Source organism: Saccharopolyspora sp. ID03-671 (assembly GCF_045278815.1).
GTDB lineage: Bacteria > Actinomycetota > Actinomycetes > Mycobacteriales > Pseudonocardiaceae > Saccharopolyspora > Saccharopolyspora ipomoeae.
Genome location: NZ_CP134054.1, coordinates 5,671,242 through 5,688,173, shown reverse-complemented (window position 1 = coordinate 5,688,173; position 16,932 = coordinate 5,671,242). Strand labels below are relative to the sequence as shown.

Here is a 16,932-nt window from a genome sequence, read left to right as displayed (position 1 = left end):
GGGAGGGGAGCAAGTGCCCAGCAACGAGCAGCGGCGGCAAGCGGCCAAGCGCAAGCTCGAACGCCAGATGGAGCGGCGCGAGCAGCAGGCCAAGCGACGCCGGGTGATCACCATCGGGGCGACGATCGTCGTGGTCATCGCGGTCGTGATCGGGGTCTTCTACTTCAGCCGCAGCGGTGACGAGCCCGCAGCTCAGCAGCCGCCGCAGCCGCAGGTCAACATCCCCACCGAGCTCGCACCGCCGCCCGCGCGCCCGGCGCCGCTGGCCGACCCGGTCTCGTGCACCTACCGCCCGGACGGCCAGGCGAGCAAGCCGGTGCAGCCGCCGGCCAACGGCGAGGTCTCCTCGAAGGGCACCGTGCAGGCCACCATCGACACCAACCAGGGCGCCATCCCGCTGACCCTGGACCGGTCGCTGGCGCCGTGCACCGTCAACAGCTTCGTCAGCCTGGCCAAGCAGTCGTTCTACGACGGCACCAACTGCCACCGGATCAGCACCGAGGGCCTGCAGATGCTGCAGTGCGGTGACCCGACCGGGCAGGGCTCGGGCGGTCCCGGCTACGCCTTCGACGACGAGACGTTCCCGGAGCTCAAGTACGGCCGCGGCTACCTGGCGATGGCGAACTCGGGCCCGAACACCAACGGCAGCCAGTTCTTCATGGTCTTCGGCGACGCGCAGCTCTCACCGGACTACACGGTCTTCGGCACGATCTCGCCGGAGGGCCTGAAGGTCATCGACGACGTCGCCCGCGCGGGCCACGACGGCGCCTTCGACTCCTCCGCAGGAGGCGGCCACCCCACCAAGCCGGTCACCTTCAACAAGATCAACGTCCAGGCCTGACCCGGACGTGACCAGCGCCCGCGCACCCAGCGGGACCCGTGCGAAAGGGGCACCGTTCCACCGGAACGGTGCCCCTTTCGCACGGGGTCACCCGGGATCACTCCCGTAATCCTTACCCCGAAAACGGGAGTAATCCGCTGCCCGAAGACGGCCGTAATCCGGGTCCCGAACACGGCCGTAATCCGGGTTCCGATTACGGCCGTAATCCGGGTTTGGAACTGACCGGGTGGGGTGGGTCAGGTGGCGGAGGTGACTCGGTAGACGTCGTAGACGCCTTCGATGTTGCGGACCGCCTTGAGGACGTGGCCGAGGTGCTTGGGGTCGCCCATCTCGAAGGAGAAGCGGCTGACCGCCACGCGGTCCTTCGAGGTGGTGACCGAGGCGGAGAGGATGTTGACCCGCTCGTCGGCGAGGACCTTGGTGACGTCGGAGAGGAGGCGGTGCCGGTCGAGGGCCTCGACCTGGATGGCGACCAGGAAGACCGAGGACGACGACGGGGCCCAGTGGACCTCGACCAGCCGTTCCGGGGTCTGGCGCAGGTCGTCGGCGTTGGTGCAGTCGGTGCGGTGCACGCTGACCCAGCCGCCGCGGGTGACGAAGCCCAGGATCTCGTCGCCGGGAACCGGGGTGCAGCAGCGGGCCAGCTTGGCCCACACGTCCCCGGCGTCCTTGACGACCACGCCCGAATCGCCGCTGCTGCGCCGCTTCCCGCCGCCTTCCAGGGTGGACGGGGTGGAGCGCTCGGCGATCTGGTCGGCGGCCTGCTCCGGCCCGCCGATGTGCTGCACCAGCTGCTGCACCAGGTGCTGCGCGGAGAGCTGCTTCTCCCCCACCGCCGCGTACAGGGCGGTGACGTCGACGTAGTGCAGCTCGCGGGCCACCGCGCCCAGCGCCTCGGCGGAGACGAGGCGCTGCACCGGCAGTCCGAGCCGCCGGATCTCCTTGGTGATGAGCTCCTTGCCGGACTCGATGGCCTCTTCGCGGCGCTCCTTGGCGAACCACTGCTTGATCTTGGCCTTGGCGCGCGGCGAGGCGACGAACGACAGCCAGTCGCGGCTCGGTCCCGATCCCTCCGCCTTGGAGGTGAAGATCTCGACGACCTCACCGTTCTCCAGCTTGCGCTCCAGCGCCACCAGCCGGCCGTTGACCCGCGAGCCGATGCAGCGGTGCCCGACCTCGGTGTGCACGGCGTAGGCGAAGTCCACCGGCGTCGACCCGGACGGCAGCGTGATCACGTCACCCTTGGGGGTGAACACGAAGATCTCGCGGGTCGCCAGGTCGTAGCGCAGCGACTCCAGGAACTCGCCCGGGTCGGCGGCTTCGCGCTGCCAGTCGAGGAGCTGGCGCATCCAGGCCATCTCGTCGACCTCGACGCCGCCACCGCTGTTGCGGCCCTTGGTCTCCTTGTACCGCCAGTGCGCGGCGATGCCGTACTCGGCGGTGCGGTGCATCTCGTGGGTGCGGATCTGCACTTCGAGGGGCTTGCCCTCGGGACCGATGACCGTGGTGTGCAGCGACTGGTAGACGCCGAAGCGCGGCTGGGCGATGTAGTCCTTGAATCGGCCGGGCATCGGCTGCCACAGCGCGTGCACCACGCCCATCGCCGCGTAGCAGTCGCGGATCTCGTCGACCAGGATCCGCACGCCCACCAGGTCGTGGATGTCGTCGAAGTCGCGACCGCGGACGATCATCTTCTGGTGGATCGAGTAGTAGTGCTTCGGCCTGCCCTCGACCTTGGCGGCCAGCCGGGCGGCGTCGAGCTGCGTGGACAGCTCGTCGATCACCGTGCGCAGGTAGGTGTCGCGGGAAGGCGCGCGGTTGGCGACCAGGCGCACGATCTCGTCGTACTTCTTGGGCTGCAGGATGGCGAAGGCCAGGTCCTCCAGCTCCCACTTGATCGTGGCCATCCCGAGCCGGTGCGCCAGCGGGGCCAGCACCTCCAGCGTCTCGCGGGCCTTGCGGGCCTGCTTCTCCGGCGGCAAGAAGCGCATGGTGCGCATGTTGTGCAGCCGGTCCGACAGCTTGATCACCAGCACCCGGGGGTCCCGGGCCATCGCGATGATCATCTTGCGGATGGTCTCCGCCTCCGCGGCCGCGCCCAGCTTGACCTTGTCCAGCTTCGTGACGCCGTCGACCAGGTGCGCCACCTCGTCGCCGAAGTCCGCGCCGAGCCGCTCCAGCGAGTACTCGGTGTCCTCGACGGTGTCGTGCAGCAGGCCCGCCACCAGCGTCGTCGTGTCCATGCCCAGCTCGGCGAGGATCGTGGCCACCGCGAGCGGGTGCGTGATGTACGGGTCGCCCGACTTGCGCTTCTGGCTGCGGTGCTTCTCCTCGGCCACGTCGTAGGCGCGCTGCAGCAGCGTCAGGTCGGCCTGCGGGTGCAGCTCGCGGTGGACCGCCGCCAACGGCTCCAGAACCTGTTTGACCTGGGCGGCGCGCTGGGCGGTGATCCTCCTGGCCAGTCTGGCGCGCACTCGGCGCGTGGCCGAGGTCGCACGCGGCTCGGCGACCGGATCGGTCGCCGAAGGAGAATCAACGTGGTGGCTCACCGCACGCTCCCGGGCTCAGGCGTTGCTCAATCCCAGGTCCGGGGGACCCGGACACTGAGAATAACGCCGACGGGTCGACGACCCATCCCTGGTGTGGTCGTCGATACGCCCAACGGTCACCTCCTGCAGTCGAGACGACCTTGGAACTTCGGTCGAACCGATCACCGACCGTGGTGGCGCTGCCGGGGAGCAGCGCCACCATCAGGACCGCAGCAGGGCCCGGACGTGCTCGCCGACGATCTTGTCGCGGCCCTCCAGGGCCGTCAGCTCCATGACCACGGTGGCCGCGGTGACCTCGGCGCCCGCCTGGCGGATCAGCCGGCAGGCCGCGCCCAGGGTGCCGCCGGTGGCCAGCACGTCGTCCACGACGAGGACGCGCTGACCGGACCGCAGCGTGTCGGCGGGCAGCTCCAGGGTCGCGCGGCCGTACTCCAGCTCGTACTCGATGCGGTCCGCGACCTCCGGCAGCTTGCCGGGCTTGCGCAGACCGATCACACCGGTCCCGAAGGCCTGGGCGACGGCCGCGCCGAGCAGGAAGCCCCTGGCCTCCACCCCGGCGACGACGTCGAACTCCAGGCCGCGACCCAGCGCGTCGGTGATCGCCCGCAACGCCGCCGGATCGGCCAGCATCGGGCTGATGTCGCGGAACAGCACGCCCGGCTCCGGGAAGTCCGGGACCTCCCGGATCAGGCGCACGGATTCCTTGAGCGCGACATCATCTCCGTCGACCACCTCGACGGGAGAGGACTCCTCGGACATCAACGACGACGCTTCCCGCTCGGGCGACCGGCCTTGCCCGCCGGGCGCGCACCCGGCTGCGGGCGCGCGGCACCGGCCGCGACCGGGCGCTTGGGCTCCTCCGGGACCTCCTCGCCCGCCTCGCGGGCGGCGGCCTTGGCCCGGCGCTGCTCGACCTTCTTCGCGTGCGAGCGGTACTTCGACTCGCGCATCTTGAAGTCCACCAGCAGCGGCGTGGCCAGGAAGATCGACGAGATGACACCGGCGATCATGCCGACCATCTGCACCAGCGCCAGGTCCCGCAGCACGCCGACGCCGAGAAGACCGGCGCCGACCACGAGCAGGCCCAGCACCGGCAGCAGCGCGATGACCGAGGTGTTGATCGAGCGCATCAGCGTCTGGTTGACCGCCAGGTTCGCCGCCTCCGGGTAGGTGCGGCGGGTCATGCTCAGCAGACCCCGGGTGTTCTCCTTGACCTTGTCGAAGACCACCACGGTGTCGTAGAGCGAGAACCCGAGGATCGTCAGCAGACCGATCACGGTGCTCGGCGTGACCTCGAAGCCCACCAGCGAGTAGACGCCCGCGGTGACCACGACGTCGTGCAGCAGCGCGATCAGCGCCGCCACCGCCATCCACTTCTCGAAGTAGAACGCCAGGAAGATCGTCACCAGCACCAGGAACACGCCGAGCGCGATCAGCGCCTGGGTGGTGATCTCACCGCCCCAGGTGCCGGAGACCGCGCTGTCGCTGATCACCTGCTGGCTGGGCTTGCCGGCGGCGTCCAGCGGCTGGGTCTCGGTGAAGATCTCCTGCTTGACCTTGAGCACCTGGTCGACGGTCAGCGACGAAGCCCGGACCTGGATGCTCTGGTTCGCACCGGCGCCCACGACCTGCACGGTCTCGGCCGGGTGCCCGACGGCCTTGCTGAACGCAGCCTGGACCTGATCGGTCTCGATCGGGCCCTGCGCGCCGACGGCGGGCATGGAGATCTTGGTGCCGCCCTCGAAGTCGATGCCGAGGTTGAAGCCCTTGAACCCGATCGCGCCGATGCACACCAGCACCAGCAGACCCAGCGCGATGTACCAGCGGGAGCGCTTGCCGACGATGTCGAAGGCACCGGTCCCGGTGTAGAGCCGGTGGAAGACGCTCTCGCGCTTCTGGGCCTCTTCGATGGGAGGAGTCGTCACCTTCACGCCTCCTTGGAGGTGGTCGCGGTGGCCTTGCGCTCGGCGCGGGCCCGGTTGCCGATGCGTTGCACGGCGCCCAGCCCGGAGACCGACGGCTTGGACAAGAACTTGTTCTTCGAGGCCAGCGCCACCAGCGGGTGGGTGACCAGGAAGACCACCACGAGGTCGAGCACGGTGGACATGCCGAGGGTGAACGCGAAGCCCTTCACCTGCCCGACGGCCAGCACGTAGAGCACCGCGGCGGCCAGGAAGCTGACCGCGTCGGCCGACAGGATCGTGCGCCGCGCCCGGACCCACGCCCGGGGCACCGACGAGCGGAAGGTGCGGCCTTCGCGGATCTCGTCCTTGAGCCTCTCGAAGAACACGATGAACGAGTCAGCGGTGATGCCGATCGCCACGATGAAGCCGGCGACGCCGGCGAGGTCGAGGGTGAAGCCGATCCACCTCCCGAGCAGGACCAGCACGCCGTAGACCACACCGCCGGAGAGGATCAGCGACAGCACGGTCAGGATGCCCAGCAGCCGGTAGTAGGCCAGGCAGTACACGGCCACCAGCAGCAGACCGATGCCGCCCGCGATCAGTCCCGCTTCCAGCGAGGCGACGCCGAGCGTCGCCGAGACCGTCTCGGCCTCGGACTGGTCGAAGGCCAGCGGCAGCGAGCCGTACTTGAGGATGTTCGCCAGGTCCGTCGCGGACTGCTGGTTGAACTGGCCGCTGATCTGGGCATTCCCGCCCAGCAGCGGAACGTTGATCGAAGGAGCTGAGACGACCTCGCCGTCCAGCACGAACGCGGCCTGCTGACCGACGTTCGCCGAGGTGAAGTCCGCCCAGGTCTTGGCACCTGCAGACTTGAAGTTCAGGTTGACCGTCCAGCTCGGCGTGCCGCCCGGCTGTGTGCTCGGCGGCTGGGCCGTCGAGTCGGCGATCTCCTTGCCCTCCAGGAAGACCGGCTCCAGGACGTACTTGGCCGTGCCCTCCCGATCGCAGGCGACCAGCGGGAGCTTCGGGTCGTCGTTGCCGCGCAGCGGGTCCTCGGCGTTGCAGTCCAGGGCCGAGGCGGCCTGCATCAGCACGTTCGGATCGGTGCTCTGCCGCGTCGCCTTCGCGGCGTCGATCGCCTGCTGCGAGTCACCCGGCGGCTGCGCCTGCTGCGGGGTCGTCGGAGCCGGGGCGGCCGGGGCGGCGGGCAGCGTCTGGACGACCTTGCGGAAGTTCAGCTCCGCGGTCTGCCCGAGCTGCTTGGCCTCCTCGCCGCCCGCGCCGGGGACCGTGATGACCACGTTCGAACCGTCGAGGGCGACCTCGGAGCCACCGATGCCCATGCCGTTGACGCGGGTCTCGATGATCTGCCGCGCCTGGTCCAGCGATTCCTTGCTGGGGGGCTGCCCGTCCGGGGTGCGCGCGGTCAGCGTGACCCGCGTCCCTCCCTGCAGATCGATGCCCAGTTTCGGGTTGGGCTTGCCATCACCGGTGAAGAACACCAGTGCGTACAGCGCCACCACGATCAGCGCGAAGATCGCGAGATAACGCCCTGGGCGCAGCTGCCCGGCCGGAGGTGCCACGGTGCGTCGGTCTCCTGTTCAGGGTCTGTTCGGACGCGCGACCCGGCCGAGGCCGAGAGCGCGAGCGACGAGCGGTTTCGCCCTCGACAACGTACCGCCGGTTGTACCGGGTTCCGCCGTTCGATGCGATCTTGTGGCGATCTTCGCCATCACCGCCTGCCACGTACAGCAACCCAGTCTGGCAGGCCCGGGACGGGCCACGACTACGTGGGGTGGCGGAAACGCAGCGACGCGGGACCGGAGCGTCGTCGGCTCCGGTTCCCGCGTCGCGGTGATGACGTGCGGTCGCCCGGCGGGCCGCCCGCGCGCGGGGCCCGTCGTCGGGTCGACCGGGTACGTCAGCTGGTCTTCTGCTTCTCGGCCGACTCGGCGGTGTCCTCGACCTTGGCGTCCTCGACCTTGGCGTCCTCGGCCTTGGTCTCCTCGGCGGGAGCCTCGGCAGCGGGGGCCTCCTCGACGGCCGGGGTCTCGGCCTCGGTGTTGACCTTCTCGCGCACCGCCTGACGCACCCAGGTGGTGGTCATGCCCGGGGCGATCTCGATGTCGATGGTGTCGTCGCTGGTCGACACGACCGTGCCGAAGACACCGGAGGTCGTCATCACCCGGTCACCTGCGGTGATCGAGTTCTGCAGCTTCTGCTGCTCGGCCATCATCCGCTTCTGCTTGCGGGCCTGCAGGAACAGCGGCACCGCGAGCAGAACGATCAGCAGCGGCAGGATCAGGGATTGGAGTTGCATCATGCTCCGTTCAGCGGGCGCACGACAGGACCAACCACGCAGTCCGCGCCCGGTTTGTTCGGATGTTCGTAGCCCCAGTCTGCCAGGTCAACGAAAGTGCCAGGTTGACGCGTGGCAATCGGCTGGTCCGTCGCCACCGTAACGGCGGATTGTCACCATTCGGTCACTCCGCGAACAGCGATGGCGGACCGTCCCCTGACGCGTTCGCCGGAGGCGTCATGCCCAGGTGGGACCAGGCCGCGGCGGTGGCCACCCGGCCTCGGGGCGTGCGCGCCAGGAACCCGGCTCTGACCAGGTACGGCTCGCACACCTCCTCCACCGTACTGGGTTCCTCGCCCACGGCGACGGCCAACGTGGAGATGCCCACCGGGCCGCCGTGGAAGGACTTGATCAGCGCCCGCAGCACCGCCCGGTCCAGCCGGTCCAGGCCCATCTCGTCGACGTCGTAGACCTCCAGCGCCGCCCGGGCGACCTCGCGGGTCACCGAACCGTCGGAGCGGACCTCGGCGTAGTCGCGGACCCGGCGCAGCAGCCGGTTGGCGATGCGGGGCGTGCCCCGGGAGCGGGCGGCGATCTCGGCGGCGCCGTCGTCGCGCAGGTCGACGCCGAGGATCCCGGCCGAGCGGCGAACCACCTGATCGAGTTCCTCCGGCGCGTAGAACTCCATGTGCGCGGTGAAGCCGAACCGGTCGCGCAGCGGGCCGGTCAGCGCACCGGACCGGGTGGTGGCCCCGACCAGCGTGAACGGGGCCAGCTCCAGCGGGATGCTGGTGGCACCGGGCCCCTTGCCGACGACGATGTCGACCCGGAAGTCCTCCATCGCCAGGTACAGCATCTCCTCGGCGGGCCGGGCGATGCGGTGGATCTCGTCGATGAACAGCACGTCGCCCTCGGTGAGGTTCGACAGCATCGCGGCCAGGTCGCCCGGCTTCTCCAGCGCCGGTCCCGAGGTGACGCGGATGGCCGAACCCAGCTCGGCGGCGATGATCATCGACAGGCTCGTCTTGCCCAGCCCGGGAGGACCCGAGAACAGCACGTGATCCGGCTGGTCGCCGCGCCGCAGGGCGCCGTGCAGGACGAGTTCGAGCTGCTCGCGCACGCGCGCCTGACCGACGAACTCGCTGAGCTTGCGGGGGCGCAGCGTCGTCTCGACGTCGCCGTCGCCGTCGTCCTCGTGCGCGGCCAGCGAGACGGGTTCCGCGGGGACGGCCGCCCAGTCCTCTTCCTCGTACATCGGCTACCTCACTTGGGGCCGAGGGTGGCCAGGGCCTTGCGCAGCACGGCCGAGGTGTCCAGGTCGCCGCCGCCGTTGGACAGCACGGCCTCCACGCTCTGGTCGGCCTGCTTGGCCGAGAAGCCCAGGCCCACCAGGGCTTCGGAGACCTCGGTGCGGACGCGTCCGCGGTCGACGGTGGCCGCGGGTTCGACGGTGGTTCCCGCGACGACGCCGACCTTGTCGCGCAGCTCCAGGATCAGCCGCTCGGCGCTCTTCTTGCCGATGCCGGGGACCTGGGTGAGCACCGTGAGGTTGCCGTCGGCCAGGGCCGTGCACAGCTGGTCCGGGGTGAGCACGGCGAGGGTGGCCAGCGCGAGCCGCGGCCCGACGCCGGAGGCGGTCTGCAGCAGGCCGAACAGGTCGCGGGCCTCGGCCTCGGCGAAGCCGTAGAGGGTCAGCGAGTCCTCGCGGACGATCAGCGAGGTCCACAGCCGGGCCTCCTCGCCGCGACGCAGCCCGGCGAGCGTGTTCGGGGTGGCGTGCACCGCCATGCCGACGCCGCCGACCTCGACCACGGCGTGATCCAGGCCGATCGACAGCACCGGTCCGCGCACCGTGGAGATCATCGGGTCCTGCCTCCTGTTCTCGGGCCCTGCGTCCGCTGGGCCTTCTCCTGGGCCGCCTTGAGCTTCGCGCGGTGGGTGCGCGCGGCCTCGGCGGCGCGCGCTTCGGCCCGGGCGATCCGGTCCATCATCGGCGCCCGCCACAGGTGGCAGACGCCCAGGGCCAGCGCGTCGGCGGCGTCGGCCGGTTTCGGCGCTTCGGCCAGCCCGAGGATCTTGGTGATCATCGTGGTGACCTGCTTCTTGTCGGCTCGGCCGGAGCCGCTGATCGCGGCCTTGACCTCGCTCGGCGTGTGGAAGGCGACCGGCAGACCGCGCCGGGCCGCCGCGAGCGCGACGACGCCGGAGACCTGCGCGGTGCCCATGACGGTCCGCACGTTGTGCTGGCTGAACACCCGCTCGATGGCCACCACCTGCGGTTGGTGGAGGTCCATCCAGCGCTCGACCTCGGTGGCCACGGTGAGCAGCCGGGTGGCGAGCTCGTCCTCCTGCGGACTCCGCGCCACCCCGACGGCCACGCAGGCCACGGTGCGCCCCTTGCCGCCGTCGACCACGCCGAGCCCGCAGCGGGTCAGCCCCGGGTCGACTCCCAACACGCGCACGACGCCACCCACTCAGCCGAAGCCATCGAGAACACTCGTTCGAACCCTAGCGAACCGGGCCCCACCGACCACACCCGACACGCCCTCCCCCTCACCCGGGAGGGTGGATCTCAGGGGCCGTCGACCCCGGGCGTCCAGGACTCGGGCAGGCCGGAGTCGGTGAGGATCGGCTGGTACTCGCGGAATCCGCCCGGAGCGTCGGGTTGCCACGGGAACTTGGCGTCGTCCGGGCTGGAGACGATGAGCTGCACGGCCGGGAAGTCGGGACCGTTGTAGACCAGGAAGGCCGAGCCGAGGTACTCCGGGTAGTGCTGCAGCGCGATCTTCTCGAAGGTCACCGGGCAGCCCTGGAGGAACCCCTCGTAGAGCTGTCCGGGCTGGAAGCGCTCGCCCTGACCGACTCGCTGCACGTAGGTGTTGACCACCGAGTGCGCGACCTCCTGCGGGAGCCCGATCACCACGACCTCCGGCTTGCCGAAGCGGCGCCACGCGCCCACCGAAAAGGCGTAGGCCGGGCCTCTGTCGTCGCCGGCCACGTGCATGACCGCGGCGCCGTGCTGCTCCGCGGTGTTGACCATCCACTTGCGCAGTGATTCATCGGTGTCGACCACGGCGTCATTCTGCACGTCAACGCAAGAACCGCTCCCCCGGGAGTCCCGGAGGAGCGGTTCGGCAGAACAGGTCAGGCGTTGACTTCCGCCATCACGGAGTCGCTGACGTCGAAGGCGGCGTAGACGTTCTGGACGTCGTCGCAGTCCTCCAGGGCGTCGATCAGCTTGAAGATCTTGCGCGCGCCGTCGGCGTCGAGCTCGACGTTGACCGAGGCCAGGAAGTTGGTCTCGGCCGAGTCGTACTCGATGCCCTCGGCCTGCAGCGCCTTGCGGACGTCGACGACGTCCGAGGCCTCGCACAGGATCTCGTAGCTCTCGCCGAGGTCGTTGATCTCCTCGGCGCCCGCCTCCAGGACGGCCGCGAGCACGTCGTCCTCGCTGAGGCCGTTCTTGGGCAGCAGAACCACACCGCGGCGGGTGAACAGGTACGACACCGAGCCCGCGTCGGCCATCGAGCCGCCGTTGCGGGTCATGGCGGTGCGGACCTCGCCGGCGGCGCGGTTGCGGTTGTCGGTCAGGCACTCCACCAGCACGGCGACGCCGTTGGGGCCGTAGCCCTCGTACATGATCGTCTGCCAGTCGGCGCCACCGGCCTCTTCGCCAGCTCCGCGCTTGCGCGCGCGTTCGACGTTGTCCCCAGGGACCGAGTTCTTCTTGGCCTTCTGGATCGCGTCGTAGAGGGTCGGGTTGCCCTCCGGGTCGCCTCCGCCGGTGCGGGCCGCGACCTCGATGTTCTTGATCAGCTTCGCGAAGAGCTTGCCGCGCTTGGCATCGACGGCGGCCTTCTTGTGCTTGGTGGTGGCCCACTTGGAGTGGCCGCTCATCTCTCCTCCGTCTATCCACGCCCGCGGCGGGCTGTCACCGCTCGCGAACGATCCGTACGAAATAGCGGTGCACTCGCTCGTCCCCCTCGACCAGTTCCGGGTGGAAGGCCGTGGCGAGCACCGCTCCCTGCTGAACCGCGACGATCCTACCGGCGGGACCCTCGCGCTCTGCGGCGTCGGGGGTGGTGGGGTGTCCGGGACCTCGGACACCGTGGCCAGGACGGACACGCCCGCGCCGATTTTCTCCACCCAGGGAGCCCGGATGAACACCGCGTGGACCGGATCGTCGATGCCGTGGAAGTCCAGGTCGGTCTCGAAGGAGTCGACCTGCCGCCCGAAGGCGTTGCGGCGGACGACCACGTCCAGCGCGCCCAGCGGCCGGACCGCGGCGGCCCGGTCGTCGTCAACGCTCGACGCCAGCATGATCATTCCCGCGCAGGAGCCGTAGGCGGGCAAGCCGTCGGCCAGCCGGGCGCGCAGCGGTTCATACAGCTCGAAGGTGTCCAGCAGCCGGGTCATGGTGGTCGACTCGCCGCCGGGCAGCACGATGCCGTCGACCGCGTCGAGCTCCTCGACCCGCCGCACCGGGATCGCGCGAGCGCCGCTGCGCTCCAGCGCGGCCAGGTGCTCGGCCACTCCCCCTTGCAACGCCAGCACGCCGACGAGGGGTTCAGCCATCGTTCCTCCTCACGTGGTGCGGCCGGGCGGTGCGCTCGCACCACCCGGCCGCGAACGCTCTCACCAGCCGCGCGAGGCCAGGCGGTCCTTGTCGCCCAGGTCGTCGAGGTTGATGCCGACCATCGCCTCGCCCAGACCGCGGGAGACCTTGGCCAGGACGTCCGGGTCGTCGTGGAAGGTGGTGGCCTTGACGATGGCCTCGGCGCGCTTGGCCGGGTCGCCGGACTTGAAGATGCCGGAGCCGACGAACACGCCCTCGGCGCCGAGCTGGCGCATCATCGCCGCGTCGGCCGGGGTGGCGATGCCGCCGGCGGTGAACAGCACGACCGGCAGCTCACCGGTGCGCGCGACCTCGCGGACCAGCTCGACCGGGGCGCGCAGCTCCTTGGCGGCCACGTAGAGCTCGTCGGGCTCCAGCGTGGACAGCCTCCGCATGTCGGCGCGGATCTGGCGCATGTGGCGGGTGGCCTCGACGACGTTGCCGGTGCCGGCCTCGCCCTTGGAACGGATCATCGCCGCGCCCTCGGCGATGCGGCGCAGGGCCTCGCCGAGGTTGGTGGCGCCGCAGACGAACGGGACGGTGAAGGCCCACTTGTTGATGTGGTTGGCCTCGTCGGCCGGGGTGAGGACCTCGGACTCGTCGATGTAGTCGACGCCGAGGGACTGCAGCACCTGGGCCTCGACGAAGTGGCCGATGCGGGCCTTGGCCATCACCGGGATGGAGACCGACTCGACGATGCCCTCGATCATGTCCGGATCGGACATCCGCGCCACGCCGCCCTGCGCGCGGATGTCGGCGGGCACGCGCTCCAGCGCCATGACCGCGACCGCGCCCGCCTGCTCGGCGATCTTGGCCTGCTCGGGGGTGACCACGTCCATGATCACGCCGCCCTTGAGCATCTCGGCCATGCCCCGCTTCACGCCGTCGGTGCCGGTGGGGGCGGAGTCCGCTGCGGTAGTCAACGTTGATCTTCCTTCACATTCCGGTGGTGTTCCGGTAACCAACCTAACACGAACTGGACCACCGCCACGGTCCACTAACCCTCGATTTCAGTAGTCCACTTGGTCCAGGGGTCCCCCGAGCGCGGCCTTGCACGACCACACCGACGGGTGTGTGATCGGTGGCACACCTCTGCTAGCCGGGTAGTGCAGGAGCTCGCCATGGGAAGCAAACAAGCCGGTACAGCAGGCGGGCCGGGAGTACCGGCCCCCACCGAACCCGCTCAGATCCGCAACGTCGTCCTGGTCGGCCCCTCCGCGGCCGGCAAGACCACGCTCGCCGAGGCCCTGCTGGAGCACACCTCGGTCATCCCGCGCCCCGGCGCGGTCACCGAGGGCACCACGGTCTGCGACCACGAACCCGCCTCCATCGACCAGCAGCGCTCCATCGCCCTGTCGATCGCGCCGCTCGGCTACGGCGACACCAAGATCAACCTGGTCGACACCCCCGGCTACGCCGACTTCGTCGGTGAGCTGCGCGCGGGCCTGCGCGCCGCCGACGCCGCCCTGTTCGTGGTGGCCGCCGCCGAGGGCGTCGACGCGGCCACCCGCGCGATCTGGCACGAGTGCGCGGCGGTGGGGATGCCGCGGGCGGTGGTCATCGCGCGGCTGGACCAGCCCCGCGCCGACTTCGACACAGCACTGCTGACCTGCCAGGACGCCTTCGGAGGAGGCGTCCTTCCGCTGTACGTGCCGCACGTCGAGGACGGCGAGGTGACCGGGCTGCTCGGGCTGGTCACCGGGAGCGTCTACCAGGACGGCGAGACCCGGCCCGCCGACGACGCGGCGCGAGCCCAGGTCCAGCAGCAGCGCGGCGAGCTGATCGAGGCGATCATCGCCGAGAGCGAGGACGAGACGCTGATGGACCGCTACCTCGCAGGCGAGGAGATCGACGAGGACGCGCTCATCGGCGACCTCGAAACGGCGGTGGCGCGCGGCGGGCTGCACCCGGTCCTGCCGGTGTCGGCGCTGACCGGCGTCGGCATCCCCGAGGTGCTCGACGGCATCCGCCGCGGCTTCCCGTCGCCGCTGGAGCACGAGCTGCCCGAGTTCACCGACCCGCAGGGCGGCGACCCGCGGCTGCTCGCGCCCGACCCGGACGGGCCGCTGGCCGCCGAGGTCGTGCACACCTCCGTCGACTCCTACGTCGGACGCGTCTCGCTCGCCAGGGTCTTCTCCGGGACGATGCGCCCAGAGCGGCCGGTGCACGTCTCCGGGCACGGCATGGCCGAGCGCGGGCACCCCGACCACGACGAGGACGAGCGGGTCGCGCACCTGTACTCACCGCTGGGGGCCGCCCTGCGCGAGGTGCCGCACTGCGTGGCCGGCGACCTGTGCGCGCTGACCAAGATCGGTTCGGCGGAAACCGGCGACACGCTCTCCGACCCGTCCGACCCGCTGCTGCTCACGCCGTGGCCGATGCCCGAACCGCTGCTGCCGATCGCCGTCACCGCGCACAACCGCAGCGACGAGGACGCCCTGGCGCGCAACCTCAACCGGCTCATCGCGGCCGACCCGAGCCTGCGGCTGGAACGGGACAGCGAGACCCACCAGCTGGTGCTGTGGTGCATGGGCGAGGCGCACGCCGACGTCGTCCTGCAGCGGCTGCGCGAGGGCGGTGCCGAGGTGGACACGGTGCCGGTGCGGGTGCCGCTGCGGCAGACCTTCGCCAAACCGGCGAAGGGCCACGGGCGGCACGTCAAGCAGTCCGGCGGGCACGGCCAGTACGCGGTCTGCGACCTGGAGATCGAGCCGCTGCCCGCGGGTTCCGGGATCGAGTTCGAGGAGAAGGTGGTGGGCGGCGCCGTGCCGCGCCAGTTCATCCCCAGCGTCGAGAAGGGCGTGCGCGCGCAGTTGGAGAAGGGCATCACCGAGGGCTGCCCGGTGGTGGACGTGCGGGTGACGCTGGTGGACGGCAAGGCGCACAGCGTCGACTCCTCCGACGCCGCGTTCCAGGCCGCGGGTGCGCTGGGCGTCAAGGCCGCCGCCGAGCAGGCGGGGCTGACCACGCTGGAACCCGTCGACGAGGTCGCGGTGCACATCCCCGACGAGCACCTGGGGGCGATCCTCGGCGACCTGTCGGGACGGCGCGGCAAGGTCGTGGGCACCGAGCCCGAGGACGGCGGGTGGACGGTCGTGCGCGCGCACGTGCCCGCCAGCGAGCTCGTCCGCTACCCGGTCAACGTCCGCTCGCTGACCTCCGGCAGCGCCACCTTCACCCGCCACTTCGAGAGCTACGAGCCGATGCCGGAGAACCTCGTCCCCAAGTGAGGACGGTTTTAGTGAAAACTGTCCGGACAAAAGGGATATTGATCATGGGCAGTTTTCACTAAAACTGTCCCCTGGCAACCAACGGCACCCCCGGAACACCCGCTCCGGGGCGGGAGTCACGCCTGGGCCGAGGTGTGCACGGCGTGGAGGCGTTGGGTGATGGTGGCGAGGGTGAGGGCCACCAGGAGCCAGATCGCCACGTCGAGGACGTAGGGGACGCCGAGGCCGTGGAGGCCCGCCCCGGTGAGGATCACGAGGAAGCGCTCGGCTCGTTCGGCGAGGCCGCCGTCGGCGTTCAGGCCGTTGGCCTCCGCCCGGGCCTTGACGTAGGAGATGACCTGGGCACCCGCCAGGCAGATCAGCAGCCCCAGACCCCGATCCCGGTCGCCGTCGACGACCAGGGCCCACCACAGCAGCGAGCCGAACAGGACTCCGTCGACGATGCGGTCGCAGCTGGCGTCGAGCACCGCGCCGAAGCGGGTGACGCGGCCGCCCACCCGCGCCATCGCGCCGTCGACGAGGTCGAGGAGCAGGAACAGCGCGGTGACCACGGTGCCGACGAACAGCTCACCGCGCGGGAAGAACCACAGCGCCGACGCGACCGAGGCGACGGCGCCGAGGACGGTCACCGCGTTCGGCGTCAGTCCGATCCGGACCAGGCCGAGACCGATCGGATTGGTCAGCCGGGACAGGGACGCCCGCGCGAAGATGTTCAGCATGTGCCTTCAGGTGCCAGCCGTGGGTCGGGGTCGGGTGTGGGGTCCGCGCACGCGACGCGTTCTTGCAGATTAACCGGATCTCGATCGCCTGGAGCCCGCCGGTGCGGCGATCCGCGAACCTCCTCGGTGAGCCGGCACACACCCGGGAATGGTTGAAGCTTCAACCGAGTTGGTCCAGAGTGAAAGCAACACACCCCACCCGGCCCGCCTGGAGGCACACACCATGACCGCGACCGCGCAGATCCCCGGTTACACCGTCGGCACCTGGGACATCGACCCGGTGCACTCGGACGTCACCTTCTCCGTGCGCCACATGGGCGTCGGCAAGTCCCGGGGCCGCTTCGGCGCCTTCTCCGCCGAGATCGTCACCGCCGAAGACCTGCTGCAGTCCTCGGTGACCGCGAAGATCGACGTCTCGTCGATCGACACCCGCAACGCCGACCGCGACGCCCACGTGCGCAGCGCCGACTTCTTCGACGCCGAGCAGCACCCCACCGCGACCTTCCGCTCCACCGGCATCCGCCAGGACGGCGAGGACTACCTCATCGACGGCGAGTTCACCCTCAAGGGCGTCACCAAGCCGGTCACGCTGACCGCCGAGCTCAACGGCTTCAGCGACAACCTGCTGGGCATCTCGGCCACCACCACCCTCAACCGCAGCGACTTCGGCGTCGGCCCCGCCGGCGGCGCGGTCGTCGGCGAGAAGATCTCCATCACGCTGGACATCGAGGCCCAGCTGCGGAGCTGACCCTCCCCCTCAACGAAGAAGCAGGAC

At 70.3% G+C, this 16,932-nt stretch carries 15 protein-coding genes and 1 pseudogene; 3 read left to right on the top strand and 13 right to left on the bottom strand.

From position 1 onward, the window contains the following. Positions 1 to 13: 13 nt before the first annotated feature. Positions 14 to 841 (top strand): peptidylprolyl isomerase, encoded by an 828-nt coding sequence (locus REH65_RS26280; protein WP_406689535.1) that lies wholly within the window; start codon positions 14 to 16, stop codon positions 839 to 841. Positions 842 to 1,077: 236 nt separating this feature from the next. Here the strand turns inward: REH65_RS26280 and REH65_RS26275 are convergent, their stop codons facing one another. The 12 genes and pseudogenes from REH65_RS26275 to pdxS all read right to left on the bottom strand — a co-directional run bounded on the left by REH65_RS26275 (position 1,078) and on the right by pdxS (position 13,131). Next, a complete protein-coding gene (locus tag REH65_RS26275; protein ID WP_281453857.1) occupies positions 1,078 to 3,390 on the bottom strand; it encodes a bifunctional (p)ppGpp synthetase/guanosine-3',5'-bis(diphosphate) 3'-pyrophosphohydrolase in 2,313 nt (770 codons plus the stop codon). A 201-nt stretch (positions 3,391 to 3,591) separates the two neighbouring features. Then, entirely contained in the window at positions 3,592 to 4,149 is a 558-nt protein-coding gene (locus REH65_RS26270; protein ID WP_406689534.1) for an adenine phosphoribosyltransferase, read from the bottom strand. Next, the gene (secF, locus tag REH65_RS26265; protein WP_406689533.1) at positions 4,149 to 5,321 is read right to left on the bottom strand and encodes a protein translocase subunit SecF; all 1,173 of its coding nucleotides are present in this window, start codon (positions 5,319 to 5,321) and stop codon (positions 4,149 to 4,151) included. The genes REH65_RS26270 and secF overlap by 1 nt, the downstream gene beginning before the upstream one ends. Then, positions 5,318 to 6,877 (bottom strand): protein translocase subunit SecD, encoded by a 1,560-nt coding sequence (gene secD / locus REH65_RS26260; protein WP_406689532.1) that lies wholly within the window; start codon positions 6,875 to 6,877, stop codon positions 5,318 to 5,320. The genes secF and secD overlap by 4 nt, the downstream gene beginning before the upstream one ends. Positions 6,878 to 7,215: 338 nt before the next feature. Then, positions 7,216 to 7,614 (bottom strand): preprotein translocase subunit YajC, encoded by a 399-nt coding sequence (yajC, locus tag REH65_RS26255; protein WP_406693248.1) that lies wholly within the window; start codon positions 7,612 to 7,614, stop codon positions 7,216 to 7,218. Positions 7,615 to 7,777: 163 nt separating this feature from the next. After that, positions 7,778 to 8,848 carry a Holliday junction branch migration DNA helicase RuvB gene (gene ruvB / locus REH65_RS26250; RefSeq protein ID WP_406689531.1) on the bottom strand — a complete coding sequence of 357 codons (1,071 nt, stop codon included), beginning with the start codon at positions 8,846 to 8,848 and terminating at the stop codon, positions 7,778 to 7,780. Positions 8,849 to 8,856: 8 nt separating this feature from the next. Next, positions 8,857 to 9,456 (bottom strand): Holliday junction branch migration protein RuvA, encoded by a 600-nt coding sequence (gene ruvA, locus REH65_RS26245; protein WP_406689530.1) that lies wholly within the window; start codon positions 9,454 to 9,456, stop codon positions 8,857 to 8,859. After that, positions 9,453 to 10,055, bottom strand: a complete 603-nt coding sequence (ruvC, locus tag REH65_RS26240; protein ID WP_281453864.1) for a crossover junction endodeoxyribonuclease RuvC — start codon at positions 10,053 to 10,055, stop codon at positions 9,453 to 9,455. Before ruvC ends, ruvA begins: the two co-directional genes overlap by 4 nt. Before the next feature lie 110 nt (positions 10,056 to 10,165). Further along, positions 10,166 to 10,666, bottom strand: coding sequence for a DUF4262 domain-containing protein (locus REH65_RS26235; protein WP_406689529.1), 501 nt, complete (start codon positions 10,664 to 10,666; stop codon positions 10,166 to 10,168). Between the two features lie 71 nt (positions 10,667 to 10,737). Then, positions 10,738 to 11,490 carry a YebC/PmpR family DNA-binding transcriptional regulator gene (locus tag REH65_RS26230; RefSeq protein ID WP_281453865.1) on the bottom strand — a complete coding sequence of 251 codons (753 nt, stop codon included), beginning with the start codon at positions 11,488 to 11,490 and terminating at the stop codon, positions 10,738 to 10,740. A gap of 34 nt (positions 11,491 to 11,524) precedes the next feature. Then, a pseudogene (pdxT, locus tag REH65_RS26225) lies at positions 11,525 to 12,168 on the bottom strand (pyridoxal 5'-phosphate synthase glutaminase subunit PdxT). Positions 12,169 to 12,228: 60 nt separating this feature from the next. Beyond that, a complete protein-coding gene (gene pdxS / locus REH65_RS26220; RefSeq protein WP_406689528.1) occupies positions 12,229 to 13,131 on the bottom strand; it encodes a pyridoxal 5'-phosphate synthase lyase subunit PdxS in 903 nt (300 codons plus the stop codon). 198 nt (positions 13,132 to 13,329) lie between these two features. Here pdxS and REH65_RS26215 point away from each other — a divergent pair, with 198 nt between their 5' ends. After that, positions 13,330 to 15,438, top strand: a complete 2,109-nt coding sequence (locus tag REH65_RS26215) for an elongation factor G-like protein EF-G2 (RefSeq protein WP_406689527.1) — start codon at positions 13,330 to 13,332, stop codon at positions 15,436 to 15,438. Positions 15,439 to 15,554: 116 nt separating this feature from the next. Here REH65_RS26215 and pgsA read toward each other — a convergent pair whose 3' ends face one another. Continuing rightward, entirely contained in the window at positions 15,555 to 16,157 is a 603-nt protein-coding gene (pgsA, locus tag REH65_RS26210; protein ID WP_406689526.1) for a phosphatidylinositol phosphate synthase, read from the bottom strand. 223 nt (positions 16,158 to 16,380) lie between these two features. Between pgsA and REH65_RS26205 the strand changes: the two genes are divergently transcribed. Further along, positions 16,381 to 16,905: a YceI family protein gene (locus REH65_RS26205; RefSeq protein WP_281453870.1), complete on the top strand. Its 525-nt coding sequence runs from the start codon at positions 16,381 to 16,383 to the stop codon at positions 16,903 to 16,905. Positions 16,906 to 16,932: the final 27 nt, after the last annotated feature.

Coding starts and splice junctions, on each gene's coding strand:
- REH65_RS26270 (WP_406689534.1), bottom strand. CDS start 4,149: ATGTCCGAGGAGTCCTCTCCCGTCGAGGTGGTCGACGGAGATGATGTC.
- yajC (WP_406693248.1), bottom strand. CDS start 7,614: ATGCAACTCCAATCCCTGATCCTGCCGCTGCTGATCGTTCTGCTCGCG.
- ruvB (WP_406689531.1), bottom strand. CDS start 8,848: ATGTACGAGGAAGAGGACTGGGCGGCCGTCCCCGCGGAACCCGTCTCG.
- ruvA (WP_406689530.1), bottom strand. CDS start 9,456: ATGATCTCCACGGTGCGCGGACCGGTGCTGTCGATCGGCCTGGATCAC.
- REH65_RS26230 (WP_281453865.1), bottom strand. CDS start 11,490: ATGAGCGGCCACTCCAAGTGGGCCACCACCAAGCACAAGAAGGCCGCC.
- REH65_RS26215 (WP_406689527.1), top strand. CDS start 13,330: ATGGGAAGCAAACAAGCCGGTACAGCAGGCGGGCCGGGAGTACCGGCC.
- pgsA (WP_406689526.1), bottom strand. CDS start 16,157: ATGCTGAACATCTTCGCGCGGGCGTCCCTGTCCCGGCTGACCAATCCG.
- REH65_RS26205 (WP_281453870.1), top strand. CDS start 16,381: ATGACCGCGACCGCGCAGATCCCCGGTTACACCGTCGGCACCTGGGAC.